Origin of the sequence: Rheinheimera mangrovi (assembly GCF_003990335.1) — a bacterium.
Classification (GTDB): domain Bacteria; phylum Pseudomonadota; class Gammaproteobacteria; order Enterobacterales; family Alteromonadaceae; genus Pararheinheimera; species Pararheinheimera mangrovi.
On record NZ_CP034683.1, the window covers coordinates 2411242 to 2425108 of the forward strand.

The following is a 13867-nucleotide window of genomic DNA, read 5'->3' on the forward strand; positions in this document are numbered from 1 at the left end:
TAAACACTATCAATCCAGCACAGATTAACCTAGCTAGCTGAACGGCTACTTAAAAATTAATGAAGCTTCAGTACCTTATCAACAGCCGACTGAGTTAAAGGGTGATAACCAGCCCGGGCTTTCTGATACACCACTTTAGCCCAGTCGAAAGTTTTTGGACTTTGACTGAGTTGCTGATACAAAGGCACTACAAACTTACGCCGTCCTACTCTGATTAAAAACTGCTCCAGCGCAGGTTGAGCTTCTGTATAGTTTTTTGCCAGCGCCACTTTAAACCAGGCTGTTGCTACTTCCGCATTTTGACTCTGGCTTAAACCAAAGCCTTGGTCCAGCTGTTGTAGCTGGGTGGTGTCGACAGTAGCAGCCAATTGCCCAATAAAATGTAACCAATGGTGAATACTCCAGCTGTTTGTTTGTAAATCCGTCAGCTTGCCGCTTTTTTTCCATAAAGCCAGTTGTTGATCCACCTGTTTAAAAGCATCAGACTCTGGCGCTACAAAAGTGCTGGCGAGACCCGGTTGATACAACCATTCCAGTACTTCTCCCATAGAAACAATATCTGGGTCATTCAGCAGGGTTTTACGCATATAACGCAGGAATTTTTCGGTATCCATACTTTGAAACGCAAAGGTCTGGAAATAGTTCTTTAAGAACGGATCAAACACAGCGCGGCCAAAACGTTGCTCTAAAAACTGCAGGAATAACATACCTTTGACATAAGGCACCTGAGTAAAAGCGTCGTCAGGATCACGGCCTGTGTAGTCGGTCACCAATAAGGTGTCTTTTGGCTCTAGCTGGTCGAGATCGTTTTCTAAGTCCTGTACCGACAGTTGACGCTCCAGCAAGGCACGTTCTGGGCCAAATACCTGCTCCATAATGCGGTTTTCTACATAGTTAGTAAAACCTTCATTCAGCCAGAGTTCGTGCCAGCTGCCATTGGTGACTAAATTACCGGACCAGGAATGTGCCAGCTCATGCGCTATTAAACTAACCAGACTTTTGTCACCTGCTATCACAGTAGGCGTAATAAAAGACAAACGCGGGTTTTCCATACCACCAAAAGGAAAACTGGCCGGTAAAATCAGCAAGTCGTAGCGGCCCCAAGGGTATTCGCCATACATAGCGCTTGCCACTTGCATCATCTGCTCTGTATCCGAAAACTCGGTGACTGCTTTATCCAGCCATACTTTTTCGGCATAGATTCCGGTGCGTTCCGACATGGCTTTGAATTCTAAATCCCCTATCGCAAGAGCTATCAGATAAGCAGGAATGGCCTGAGGCATACGGAAAAAATAATCGCCGTCTTTGTCAGTATTGGCACTATTATCTGCACCCATCACGGCCAGTAACTCTTTGGGTGTATGAATACGGGCTTGATAATTCAGCCGCACTGCAGGTGTATCCTGCAATGGGATCCAGCTACGGGCATGAATAGACTGCGACTGGCTATACATAAAAGGCTGTTGTTTTTCGCTGGTTTGCTCTTTGGTCAGCCACTGCAAGCCGGAGGCTTGTGGGCTGGTGTGGTAATAAATACGCACCTTGGGAAATTGGGCCGGAAACTCTATGCGTAGCGCCTGGCCGTGAGCAGGCGATTTCTCCCCAAAGCTATGAGTTAGTTTCAACCATCGGCCTTCAGCAGATTGCCCTACAACTTTTTCAATACTCAAATCCCGGCTATCCAGAATAAGCTCTCGCACATCCGGATGATGCCAGTCCAGTTGCAGCTCAACAAAACCAGAGAGTTGCTGCTTTTCAAAATCAGCAGTTAAATCCAGCGTTAGTTGTGGGTGACTGACTAAGGCAAAGTTGCTGAAACTATGAGGATCGCCTGCCTGAACTTTGGCAGCGAGGATAAACAGCAACAATAGAACAACACGCATTTTTTTCTCCGAAACTAATTCTTACGATAATTCATAGGATTGGCAGGATAATAACAAAGTTCCTGCTGGCTCTGGTGACTGAAATGCCGGGTGTCTTTGTGCGGTAGTTTCATAAAACCACCGACCCCTTCGCCACTGATCAAAGGCACCTTGGCCAGAATACTTTGCAACAAGTCGGCAAATTGCGCTTCAGCTGCGGGCTCAAGCAAACGGTAATAGTTGTGTATTTTCATATACAAAGGCGTCACTTCAAAAATAATACAGCCGGTATGGCGGATTAAATTTAGCGCAGCCAGGTCGTCCATAATGCTATCCGGCAACACCAGTTGTTCGTCTGGATCTTTACCATCTTCAAAATAACTGTGCTGAGCGCTGCTATCGTCTAGTTGGCTCTGGCCCAGCTCGTACTTCAGCGTTGTGCCTACTGGCACCACAAAAGGCAAATCTATGCTGTCGCGCGCTATATGGATGGTCTGGCGGGCGTCAAATAAACAGGCTTTAAAAATACCGACTTTGGCAATGGATCGCGCTAGTTGCACCACGTTGTTCACAGCCACAGCAAAGGCTTTTTGCAGGCGCTCGTCAAACAAATTAAGGCTGGAGTCGATATAAACCCCTGTGCTTTGCCAATGAATAGCTATACCACCGACCACTGGATAACGGCCTAAACGACTGACAGCAGCCACAAAAGCTTTTTCGGTTTCGCCCATACCTTCAAGGTAGTTTTTGTAGTAACGCTCCAGCTGCACATCGTCTATGTACTGAATGCCTTCTTCGTCGCTGTGCTCCCGCAAAAAGGATTTACGCGATGAATAGACCACAGTATCCAGCTCCTGTGCTTTCTCGCTGATCCAGACCGGCAATACAGATTCAGTGCTTAACAGCGGCAAATCTGGCGTCACCAGATGGTTTAAGCGAGGCATAGCTTTTAAGAAATAATCACCGGCTTGCTGGCGCAACAGCAAATCATCCGCCAGCATGCTGTCGAGCATAGTGGCAAATTCCATCGGTAAACCCAGGCTTCGTGCAGGTATCGCTTTGCGACCAAAACGACAGGATTGGCCCGACGCTAAGGCATACAAAGTACTGGCCACTCCCTGCTCATCAAAACGTGGGCTGGATAAAGCACCGGTTCGCTGCTCCGGGCCAATAAAATACACATCACCTAAACGGGCGTTGGATGTTTGCAAATCGGCTGACATCAGTTGCATCACGTTGGTGCCAATATAATGACCTTCACTGTCGAGCTGAGCAAACACCGACGAGCCCCAATCGACCAGACTGATTTGATTGGTGCTCTCATCGTAGACGATATTGGATGGCTTAATATCACCATGCACTATAGGCGCAATTTCGCCGTCTTTTTTATGACGCCGCAGTGCCAGCAATAAACTCGCAAGCTGAGTAGCAATATCCAGTAATAACCGCACCGGCATACGGCCCTGTTTCAGGCTGTATTGCTCCAGATCCACACCTTTGGCGCGGCCCATCATTAAAATACCCTGCTTTTTTACCAGCTGATAAGTAAAAAATGGCGGCACGTTCGGATGAGCCGCCTGTGACAACATATAGCCTTCGTCGGCTAAACGTTCCTGAATATGAGGCGGCAGATTAATACGGGAGAATTTAAACACCACATCCTGCTGTTTCTGATCAAGACCGGCAAAGACAAAACCATAAGCGCCCTTGCCGACCAGCTCGATTTGACGGTAACCCAGTTTCTCCAGTTCAGAAATACAGAGCGCCACCCAGTCTTTAAGCTTTTTAGCGTCATTGGCGTTGAGCAAGTAAACCGATTGCTCTTCGGGGATATAGAAGTTACGAAGCTGATGTTTATCCATGCATTACCCAGCGTACTTGAAACCGCAGCATTGTTGACTGCGTGCTTTCGCCCCAATCACATAGTGATCTATGTTCATGGGGACTCAATGACTTGTCGCCTCGCTGCAGTTCCAATTACTTGGGTCTGCACTAGTTTCAGACAAATACCCTTAAAACGAAAAACCCGGATGAGTTTCGATCATCCGGGTTTTGTAGCAAAGAACTAAGTCAATGACCAGCTATTTATCAATGGTTTAGACCATAGATAACAACATGGAAGACGGTTGTTCCAGATAGCTTTTCCACAAGTTAGTGAAACGGGCTATGGTGCCACCGTCTATGACACGGTGATCACCAGACCAGCTGATTTGCATCAAAGAGCGGCCTTCCACTTCACCTTTGGCATTAAAGCGTGGTAACAACTGGGTTTTACCCAGCGCTACTATCGCCACTTCCGGCTTGTTGATAATAGGTGTCGCCACAGTGCCACCAATAGCGCCAATGTTGGAGATGGTGATAGTGCCACCTTTGAGTTCTGCCGGGCTGACACGGCCTTCACGGGCTGCGTCTGTCAGCTTGGTCAGTTCCTGAGCGATTTGCACTATGGATTTGTTCTGACAACCTTTGATATTCGGCACCAGTAAACCCACTTTAGAGTCCACTGCTATACCAATATTGTGGTCATCAAAATAGGTCAGCTCTGAACAGTCGCTATTGACCTGGCTGTTCATAATGGGGAACTGCTTAATCGCCAGCGACATGGCTTTCATAAAAAACGGCATCAATGTCAGCTTAATACCCTGCTTGGCATATTGATCTTTCAGTTGGCTGCGAAGTGCAATCAGCTCTGTTAAATCAATTTCTTCACAGTAGGTAAAATGCGGAATAGTCGAGACCGAATCCTGCATCTGGCGCGCCATAGCCGCTTTAATACCTTTGATAGGCTCCACACGACTGCCACCAGAGCTGGAAACAACAGCTGCGGTTGCAGCAGCTTTAACCGGCGTCGCTTCAGCTTTGGCTACAGCAGAAGTAGCTCCGCCATTGGCATAAGCTTTGACATCTTCTTTATAGACCCGGCCTTTGTCGCCAGAGCCAGGCACTAAGGATAAGTCGATGCTAAGTTCACGGGCTAAACGACGCACTGCTGGGCTGGCTAAGGCTTTGCCATTGCCGGCTGGAGCTGCAGTGGATGCTGCAGTAACAGAGGCTGCTTTGGCCGCACAGACCGGAGCAGCAACGGGCGTTGCAACAACAGCCACAACAGAAGTCGAAGCACCAGCAATTTCCTGCTGAAACAGCGGGCTATGCACTTTGGCAATTTCACCTTTGGCGTAATGTAGCTTCACCACTTTACCAGCGTATTTTGCAGGTATTTGCACCAGAGCTTTGTCGGTCATGACATCGCAGACGGGTTGATCTTCGGCCAATACATCGCCTTCTTTAATCAGCCACTCAACAATTTCACATTCAACAATACCTTCACCTATATCAGGCAGGATAAAGTCTTCCAGCTGTTTACCCGTGGCTGCAGCTGCTGCCTGAACTGGAGTTGCTTGAGCTGGAGCAGATGGAGCCGCAACAACAGGCGCAGCGCCGACTGTATCCATTTCAAACAAAGGTGCATGAACTTTGGCGATATCACCTTTGGCGTAATAAAGTTTGGTCACTACACCGTCGTACACAGCGGGGATTTGCACTAAAGCTTTGTCGGTCATTACGTCACAAACCGGCTGGTCTTCAGTGATACGATCACCTTCTTTCACCAGCCATTCCACGATTTCACACTCGACTATGCCTTCGCCAATGTCCGGCAGAATAAAATCTTTTTTCATCTGGCTGTCCTTAGAAGTTCACCGAGCGTTTTATCGCTTCGTAAGTTTTCAGATGATCGGGCACATATTCTTTTTCCAGTGCCAGCGGGTACGGAATATCTAAGCCACAGACCCGTTCTATCGGGCTTTCCAGATGCAGGAAGCATTTCTTCTGAATAGTCGATGCGATTTCAGCGGCAAAACCACCTGTTAATGGTGCTTCATGGTTGATAACTAAACGGCCGGTTTTCATCACTGATTCGGCCACAGTGTCAACATCCCATGGCTGAATGCTACGAAGGTCAATGACTTCACAGGAAATGCCTTCAGCTTGTGCCATATCCACAGCTTTTTGGATAATTTCCATCTGCGCGCCCCAGGCTAATACAGTCACGTCTTTGCCCTGTTGCAGCACTTCTGCTTTGCCCAGTGGAATTTCGTAATACTCTTCTGATACTTCGCCGACAGAGGCGCGGTACAGTTTCTTTGGTTCAAAGAAAATCACCGGATCCGGGCAGTTAATCGCAGCTAATAACAAACCTTTAGCCTGAGCCGGGTCGCGTGGCACCACAATTTTTAAACCTGGTGTATGAGCAAAATATGCTTCAGGCGACTGGCTGTGGTAATGACCACCGGCTATACCACCACCGTATGGAGTACGGAATACTAAACCACCGACGTTAAACTCATTGCCTGAGCGGTAACGGAACTTCGCCGTTTCATTCACAATCTGGTCAAAGGCCGGGAAGATATAATCAGCAAACTGAATTTCAGCCACTGGTTTCATGCCCTGAGCTGCCATACCGTTAGCAAAACCCGCTATGCCTTGTTCAGTTAAAGGGGTGTTGAAACAACGGGCTTTGCCGTATTTTTCCTGTAACTTGCTGGTGGCACGGAATACACCACCAAAGTGGCCAACGTCTTCACCAAAACAGACTACACCGTCATCTTTGGCCATGGCTAAATCTAAGGCGTTGTTGATCGCCTGTAACATATTCATCTTAGCCATTATTCAAATCTCCCCGCCGTCACCGGATAAGCATCCGGGTACTTTCTGATATGTGCTTTTAATTCTTCTAATTGTTCGTTTAAAAGTGGAATTGGTGTTTCGTACACATCACTCATCAGATGTTCGATACCAGGTTTGGCCACTTTTTCTGCCACTTTTAATGCATCCAGAATTTCCTGACGCAGCGCATCGGACTTGGCTTTATCAGCTTCTTCATCCAGCCAGCCTTGTTTCACCAGCCATAACCGGAAACGGGAAATCGGATCGTTTTTACGCCACAGCTCTTCTTCTTCTTTCGAGCGGTAACCACTTGGGTCATCAGACGACGAGTGTGCGCCTAAACGGTAGGCAATAGATTCAATGAGAATTGGCTCTTCATGTTCCAGCGCATAGTCACGCGCCATTTGCGTGGCTTTGTACACAGCCAGAATATCAGCACCGTCGACACGAATGGCTTTCATGCCATAACCCACACCACGACAGGCAATACCATCGCCTTTAAATTGTTCGTTGGCAGGGGTTGAAATGGCATAACCGTTATTACGGCAGAAGAAAATCACTGGCGCTTTGTGCACAGCCGCCATATTCAAACCGGCGTGGAAGTCACCTTCAGAGGCGGCGCCTTCACCAAAATAACAAATGGTGGTGTTTTTCAGTCCGCGTAACTTTTGCGCATACGCATAACCGCTGGCCTGAGGAATTTGGGTGCCCAGCGGTGATGAGATCGTCATGTAGTAAATATCTTTGCTGCCGTAATGCACGGGCATCTGGCGGCCTTTACCTAAATCTTTTTCGTTGGAGAACAGCTGATTCATAAACTGTTCCAGACTAAAACCACGATAACGCAAAGCGCCTTGTTCACGGTACTGCGCCATAATCATGTCTTTATCATCCAAAGCAGCAGCACTGCCGACAGTGGCGGCTTCTTCGCCTAAGCACTGCATGTAAAAACTGATACGGCCCTGACGCTGAGCGGCCAGCATACGTTCGTCCAGGATGCGGATAAACTGCATGCTGTCGTACATCTTAAGAGCTGTGGCTTTATCAAGTTGCGGCGCTTCGGCACCCGGGTACAATGAGCCGTCATCCTGCAAGATACGCAGCGTGGGAATTTGTAACGCGTGACCGCTGGTAAACTCAGCTGTGTGCACTGTAGAGATGGTTGCGTTATTGGGGTTAGTCATAGGTGTCTCTTTTGGTTGTATCCGTCAGACTGTGACAAACATCGGCGCAATCCCCTTGGTACTTGAAGCTTTGGCGTTGTTGACTGCGCTTTCTCGCCCCAATCACATAGTTTATCTATGCTCATGGTGCCTCTATAGCTTGTCGCCTAACCACAACATCTATTACTTTGGGTATACGGTGGCTTGGTGACCACTCTTGGTAACTAAATTGCGTTTCCCCGTTTGCCCTGACCATTATTTTTGTTTTACGTGTTTTATACAGTATGGCTATTTTCTTGTATTTTTCGGCCGCAACTTTACCTTTACGTAAACTGCATTGCAACCAGAGGCAGAAATAAAAACAGCTGGTCCATGCACTAAAGTGTGGCCAGCTGTCAGAGTTTTTGTACTCTGCTAAAGCATTCGGCAGTGGCTTAACTCACTTTTCCAGCCACACAAACAGGTTTTACCATCAGCATAGCGCGTTGACCAATAGCCACTTTAGGGTTAGGGAAAATAATAGCTTCACCTTCCACTTCCACTTTGTACTCAACGCCCTCGTCACTGGCAAGAAGAGTACCGACATCAAAAGTAGTGAAATTCTCAATGTTATCGGCAAAATGCAACTTGAAGGCGTCCGTGGTTTTATTAATAGAACGGCGCACTTCATAGAGATTAAAATCGGCTTCATTAAACTCTGTGGTGTGAAGCTCGCCGCCTGAAATTAAAGCCCTGAGCGCCGCCTGCGCTTCTGCAAAACGGCTCATGTCGTTCTGACCAAAAGGCCTGACTTTACCAAGCTCTATAGTAAAACCATGCGCCTTACAGCTTTGGGCGGCAAAATAGCTAAAGGTACTGGCCGGGGTTTGCATCAATAACACTGTATTGGCGCCACAGGCTTTTAAAAACTCAAACTGTTGCTTGCTCCAATCCGCACCATGTAAAAACGGATACACAGCAAACTTTTCAAAACGTGAGCCGCGAATAGCTGTGTGCAAATCATATAGTTTACGCTCACGTAAACCTTGCGGTGCTTCTTCAAAAAACTTCAGCACATAAGTTTCTAACTTTTTAGCCCGCTCGCGTTCAGCGCTATATACGCCTGGCTCTTTGCTGTGATGACCAGAGAATAAGCGATTGAGGTTATCCTGGATTTCCCGCACACCGGCATTGATAGCAGGTGGATTGCCAAATAAAAACAGTACCCGCTCAGTAAGCAAGAGTGTGCCAGTCAATACCTGATTTAAAAGTTCAGAACAAAGCTCTACCGGCGCGGTTTCATTGCCGTGTATACCACTGCTGAGCACTATGTCCTGTTGACCAAAGCGCTGAGGCTGACAATAGATCACTCCGGTATCCCAGATTTGAATTTCAGTACCATTTGGAAGTGAGTAGTTGGCGAAAGGTAAAAAATCGGGGTTGGCTAAGCTGAGTTTTAGAAAATCAGGGGTCTGCTGCAATTGCTGCAACAACTCTTCAGGCTTCATAGATGCTCCGTAGGCTAGCGCTTAAACGCTTTTATAAGTTGCCCTATTCTAGCTTGCCCCCTGTCACAGTCCAAGCTGCTTTTCTTTCGAAAAGCAGCTTGAGGCAGAAGCCGCTATTAAAGACCGCAACTTGCGCCATAAATCGACTGCGCCCATTGTGGGTTATCGATAAAGGGATTGCGGTTTTGTTGCCATTCGTAAATGCGGTTATTGCGACGGATCTCGAAACTGTCCACCGGATCTTGTAGATGCCATTGCAACAGGACACAGAGTTTGCCCATTTCAGGCGCTGAACTGCCTGTAGGTGCAAAATTACGTAAAATCAGGTTTGGCGTAATAGTTTCATCGCCGCCTTCATAGCGCACATCCATATAAAACATCATACGGGCGACGTCGCCTTTGACAGCGTTGCGTGGCTCGAAGCTGTCACTGTCCGTTTTGTTTTCCGGCGATTCGGCTAAGGCTGTGCCACCTAGATCAAAGTCTTTATTGCCTCGACTGGAGTTAATAGATACATCAGCAGGTCGCAGGTGATGAATATCTGTATAGGCGTATTGGCTTTCACTGGGGAAACCATGACTTTTCGCCCAGACATGCTCGCGGTTCCAGGCATCCAACGAATTGGTCTGGCCGGCGCGGAATGTTTTAGCTTCAGAGCGGCCTGCGTATAGCAGAATCACGTTATTGCTGTTGTTTGGATCTTCATCTGAATAGGAAAGCGCGTCCCACACCTGGCTATAGGTTAAACGCACATGACCACGCAATATGTTATTTAACGCAGCTTTTAGCTCAGTGCCTGATTTACCCACAGCAGCAGCGTAATAAGTAGGCTGATTAACAACAGGTGGAGTGCCTCCTCCTGTATCGCCACCGCCACTGCAGGTTGTAGTGAATACGCCGGTGCCCGGATTACCATAATTAGCAGACACCACCCAATCTGAGGCCAGATTATTATCAGTGGTTTTATTGCGGCTAATGGATTTATCCACAGCATTGATGGACCAGCCGGATAAGCCATTTTCCCAGCCCACAGCATCGACTTCTGTGCTGCCATTTCTTAATTTGACGTAATCACCACTGTTACCAAACGCCAGTGTTAAACCAGCGAGCTCCGGTGTTTTGCCATACAGGCTTTGCATAGCCGCACTGTTTTTTGCCACCAAAAAGTAGCTGCGCGGCGCTACAGTGCCAGACAAATTAAAGCTGCCGCCATTATCCTGCAGGCTATAGCCCTGCAAATTAATGGCAGTACAGCTGTTATTATAAAGTTCGACAAATTCTTCAGTGTTGTCATTAGTTGGAGCATCGTACAACACTTCAGTGATCAGTAGATTGGCAAAGCTGGTACTGCTGTAGAGCGCTGCAGCAAGCAGCGATAGGTGTATGATTTGTTTCATTATAAACCCTGTGAGTTCTTGTTATGCTGTGGAGGTAGGCTTTATGCTCCCCCATGTAGCTCTGCATCTGTGTCAAAGCAGCACAAGATTAACCCAGGTTTGTGACAATTCACTTAACTAATATACATAATATTTACTTTTAATTTAGCCTACATTAAGCCCAGACATTAAGCCCAGATCACCAAAGCAGCCGCCAGCACAATCAGCGCTAAGCCGAGCAAACTCTGGCGTCTTAATTTTTCTTTAAGCACCAGCACTGAAATAAGCAATGTGAATACTATTTCGATCTGGCCAAGGGTTTTCACATAAGCAACCGCCTGCAAACTGGAAGCCGTAAACCAGCCTAAGGATCCCAAGCAGCTGGTAAGACTGGTTGCCAGAGTCAGTTGTGGCCGCTGCCATAATTTCACTAAATTATCCTTATCTTTCAAAGCCAGATACGCCAGCAAAATTAGAGTTTGGGTAGAGATCACTAAAAACAGTACCCAGGCAGCCGCAGGTAAAAAAGGCAAGTGTAGCGCCAGGCTGGCTTCCCGGATCCACAAAGAGGCTACTGCAAAAGCTAAACCACAGCCCAGACCCAGCAGCAAGGTTTTTATTGATAAGGATTCTATGCTTCTGGCACCGGTTAACAGAAACACGGCAATACCACCAATAAACACCCCCACCCAACCAAAAGGACTAATGTGGGTACCAAAAAACATCACACCTAAAACAGCAGTCAGAATTGCCTCGCTTTTGGCAAGCCCAGCCCCTATTGCATAATTACGCAACCGGAACAACAGGATCATCAGGGCGGTAGCAAGAATTTGCATCAAAGAAGTCGCCAGCACATAAAACACAAAGCTGGCGCTAAAATGCGGAATACTGTAGTCCTGCCAGAGATACAGGCCGATTAAATACAATAAAGCAAAGGGGCCGGCATAAATAAATCTGGCCAGCGTTACTCCCATCACAGACACGTCTTTGCTTAATTGTTTTTGCAGCGCATTACGTATTGCCTGCATAAAAGCGGCAAACAACGTAAATGGGATCCATAAAGACATGTAGACATCCACCCCGAATAGTAAACAGCATCATGCAGTGGCTTTAGCTGTGGTGCAATATGAAATTGGTAGCGGCTTCTGATCATTGTCAATTTTCCGCATATTTTATTGCCAGAAGCGCTATAACCTGAGTTTGGATTTGTGCTTTACAGCTCAGCTGTAACTACGAGATCAAGCTTTTTACTATTCAGCGGCACGAAAAAACTGCTGCGGCAACTGAGCTACTTCATCAACCACCCACTGAGCTTCAATGCAGTCTGTTAAATGGGCCGCCATAAACTGGATTAAACGCCTTGCAGCCGCGCCTAATCTTTTGTCCTTGCGCGCCACCAGATACCAATGGCTATTCAGTGGAAACCCCTTCACCTTCAATACCTTAAATTGCTCAGAGCTTTGTCCCAGTGTGTAGGTTGACAACACCGCCAGCCCCAATCCACTGGCGACACTTAAGCGTATCGCTTCATTGCTTTCAATTTGCATGGTCTTAGAAAGCTCAACACCCTGACTGCTTAACCATGATTCAAACTGCATACGAGTCGCAGATCCCGGTTCACGCATCAGAAAACGCTCGTTTTTTAACTGGGAAAATTCAAGTTCACCGCCTTCAGCACAATAACGCGATGCCCAATGATCCGCTGGGGCTATTAATTGCAGCGGGTTTTTGATGATACGACAGGCCTGTACCAGCTCGCCGCTTGGTGGCTGGCTAAACAAATATAAATCATCATCCTGATGCGCAAACCGATTCAGAATATGTGCCCTGTTGCCTACATTTAATGTCACTTCAATTTTCGGGTTGGCTTTATCAAATGCGCCAAGAATGGTGGGCATCACGTATTTGGCTGTCGTAACAATACCTAAACTCAAAGTGCCACTGCGCCCGCCTTTGGCTTCTTCCAATAAAGATGAAAAATCATCAAAACGACTCAGCACATCAGACGCGGCCTGAAACAACGCATCACCAATATAAGTGGTGTGAACTTTGCCCTCCCGGTATTCCAGCAGTGGTTGCCCAACTTCATCCGCCAGCTTTTTTAGCTGCAAAGATACTGTCGGCTGAGTTAAATGCAATAGCCGAGCTGCCGCAGACACCGATGCCAGTCGCACCACTTGTACATAGACCTGCAATAACCTGAAACTTAAATGCCGTACATCCATAGATAATCATCAATAGTTAAGTGGCAAACAATTAATTATCCAATATACCCAAAGACGGGCACAATCGCCACCCAATAACAGCTACGGAGTTGAGTCATGCCTGATATTGTGATTGCGTTTTTTGCCTTTGGCCTTGTTGCAGGCTTATTAAAGTCAGATTTAAAAGTTCCTCAGTCTATTTACGAAACCTTGTCTATTTTGCTGATGCTGGTGCTGGGCCTCAAAGGCGGTATGGCGCTGCATGGCCAGGCTCACAGCGGCATGGTGACAGATCTGCTGGCCGTTGCTGCGTTAGGTTTGATTATTCCGCTGCTGTCTTATCCGGTTTTGCGTTACCTGATTAAACTAAGCAACTCGGATTCGGTCAGTATCGCCGCTCATTATGGTTCAGTCAGTGCAGGTACTTTTGCCGTGGTATTGGCTCTTGCCGAAAAATCAGGTCTGCCTCTACTGCCTGAAACTACGCTTTATCTGGTCATGCTGGAGCTACCGGCCATCGTTATCATGCTGGGTTTATATGGAGCACTCAAAGGTCAGGGCAAACAAGCTCACATCTGGCGTGAAGCCTTAACCAGCCGTGGTGTATTGTTATTAGGTGGCGGCGTATTGATTGGTTATCTGTATGGTCCTGAAGGTTTAGAGCCTATTGCTCCTGCCCTTATTGGTGGCTTCAAAACCATGCTGGCGCTGTTTTTACTGGAAATGGGCCTGTGTACCGCCAAAGTATGTAATCCCCTGCCGATACAGCATTGGCGCCTGATGCTGTTTGCAGCCTTAGCCCCATTTGCTTTAGGTGCTTTAGGTTTGGTTTTTGGTTTAGTACTGGATTTACCCCAGGGTTCGTTACTGGTTCTGACCACTTTAGCTGCCAGTGCTTCTTATATAGCAGCGCCAGCCGCTGTGCGCGCCAGTATCCCGGATGCCAATATAGGCCTGGCCATGCTGGCATCCTTAGGCATCACCTTCCCGGTCAATGTGCTGTTGGCCATCCCTGTGTATCAGCATTGGGTTGAACTTGCGGTTGGAAAATAAGCTAAGGCTCTGTTAAAGCGAACAAAAAAAAAGCAGTCACACCAAGGGGCATTGCAT

10 protein-coding genes are annotated in these 13867 nt (G+C 47.3%); 1 reads left to right on the forward strand and 9 read right to left on the reverse strand.

Translation table 11 applies throughout. The annotated features are described in order from the left end of the window. Positions 1 to 56: 56 nt before the first annotated feature. From EK374_RS10860 to EK374_RS10900, 9 genes are all read right to left on the reverse strand, one after another. The gene (locus EK374_RS10860; protein ID WP_127023175.1) at positions 57 to 1883 is read right to left on the reverse strand and encodes a M1 family metallopeptidase; all 1827 of its coding nucleotides are present in this window, start codon (positions 1881 to 1883) and stop codon (positions 57 to 59) included. 14 nt (positions 1884 to 1897) lie between these two features. Next, the gene (locus EK374_RS10865; RefSeq protein ID WP_127023178.1) at positions 1898 to 3724 is read right to left on the reverse strand and encodes a protein kinase domain-containing protein; all 1827 of its coding nucleotides are present in this window, start codon (positions 3722 to 3724) and stop codon (positions 1898 to 1900) included. A 234-nt stretch (positions 3725 to 3958) separates the two neighbouring features. Beyond that, positions 3959 to 5539, reverse strand: a complete 1581-nt coding sequence (locus EK374_RS10870; protein ID WP_127023181.1) for a dihydrolipoyllysine-residue acetyltransferase — start codon at positions 5537 to 5539, stop codon at positions 3959 to 3961. A 10-nt stretch (positions 5540 to 5549) separates the two neighbouring features. Beyond that, entirely contained in the window at positions 5550 to 6527 is a 978-nt protein-coding gene (locus tag EK374_RS10875) for an alpha-ketoacid dehydrogenase subunit beta (protein WP_127023184.1), read from the reverse strand. Beyond that, entirely contained in the window at positions 6527 to 7711 is a 1185-nt protein-coding gene (locus EK374_RS10880) for a thiamine pyrophosphate-dependent dehydrogenase E1 component subunit alpha (RefSeq protein WP_127023187.1), read from the reverse strand. Before EK374_RS10880 ends, EK374_RS10875 begins: the two co-directional genes overlap by 1 nt. Positions 7712 to 8124: 413 nt before the next feature. Then, positions 8125 to 9177 carry a succinylglutamate desuccinylase gene (gene astE, locus EK374_RS10885; RefSeq protein ID WP_127023190.1) on the reverse strand — a complete coding sequence of 351 codons (1053 nt, stop codon included), beginning with the start codon at positions 9175 to 9177 and terminating at the stop codon, positions 8125 to 8127. A gap of 116 nt (positions 9178 to 9293) precedes the next feature. Beyond that, positions 9294 to 10574 (reverse strand): endonuclease, encoded by a 1281-nt coding sequence (locus EK374_RS10890; RefSeq protein WP_127023193.1) that lies wholly within the window; start codon positions 10572 to 10574, stop codon positions 9294 to 9296. Between the two features lie 167 nt (positions 10575 to 10741). Next, positions 10742 to 11620, reverse strand: a complete 879-nt coding sequence (locus EK374_RS10895) for an EamA family transporter (protein ID WP_127023196.1) — start codon at positions 11618 to 11620, stop codon at positions 10742 to 10744. Between the two features lie 183 nt (positions 11621 to 11803). Beyond that, entirely contained in the window at positions 11804 to 12778 is a 975-nt protein-coding gene (locus EK374_RS10900) for a LysR family transcriptional regulator (RefSeq protein ID WP_127023198.1), read from the reverse strand. A gap of 96 nt (positions 12779 to 12874) precedes the next feature. Between EK374_RS10900 and EK374_RS10905 the strand changes: the two genes are divergently transcribed. Then, a complete protein-coding gene (locus EK374_RS10905; RefSeq protein ID WP_127023201.1) occupies positions 12875 to 13810 on the forward strand; it encodes a sodium-dependent bicarbonate transport family permease in 936 nt (311 codons plus the stop codon). Positions 13811 to 13867: the final 57 nt, after the last annotated feature.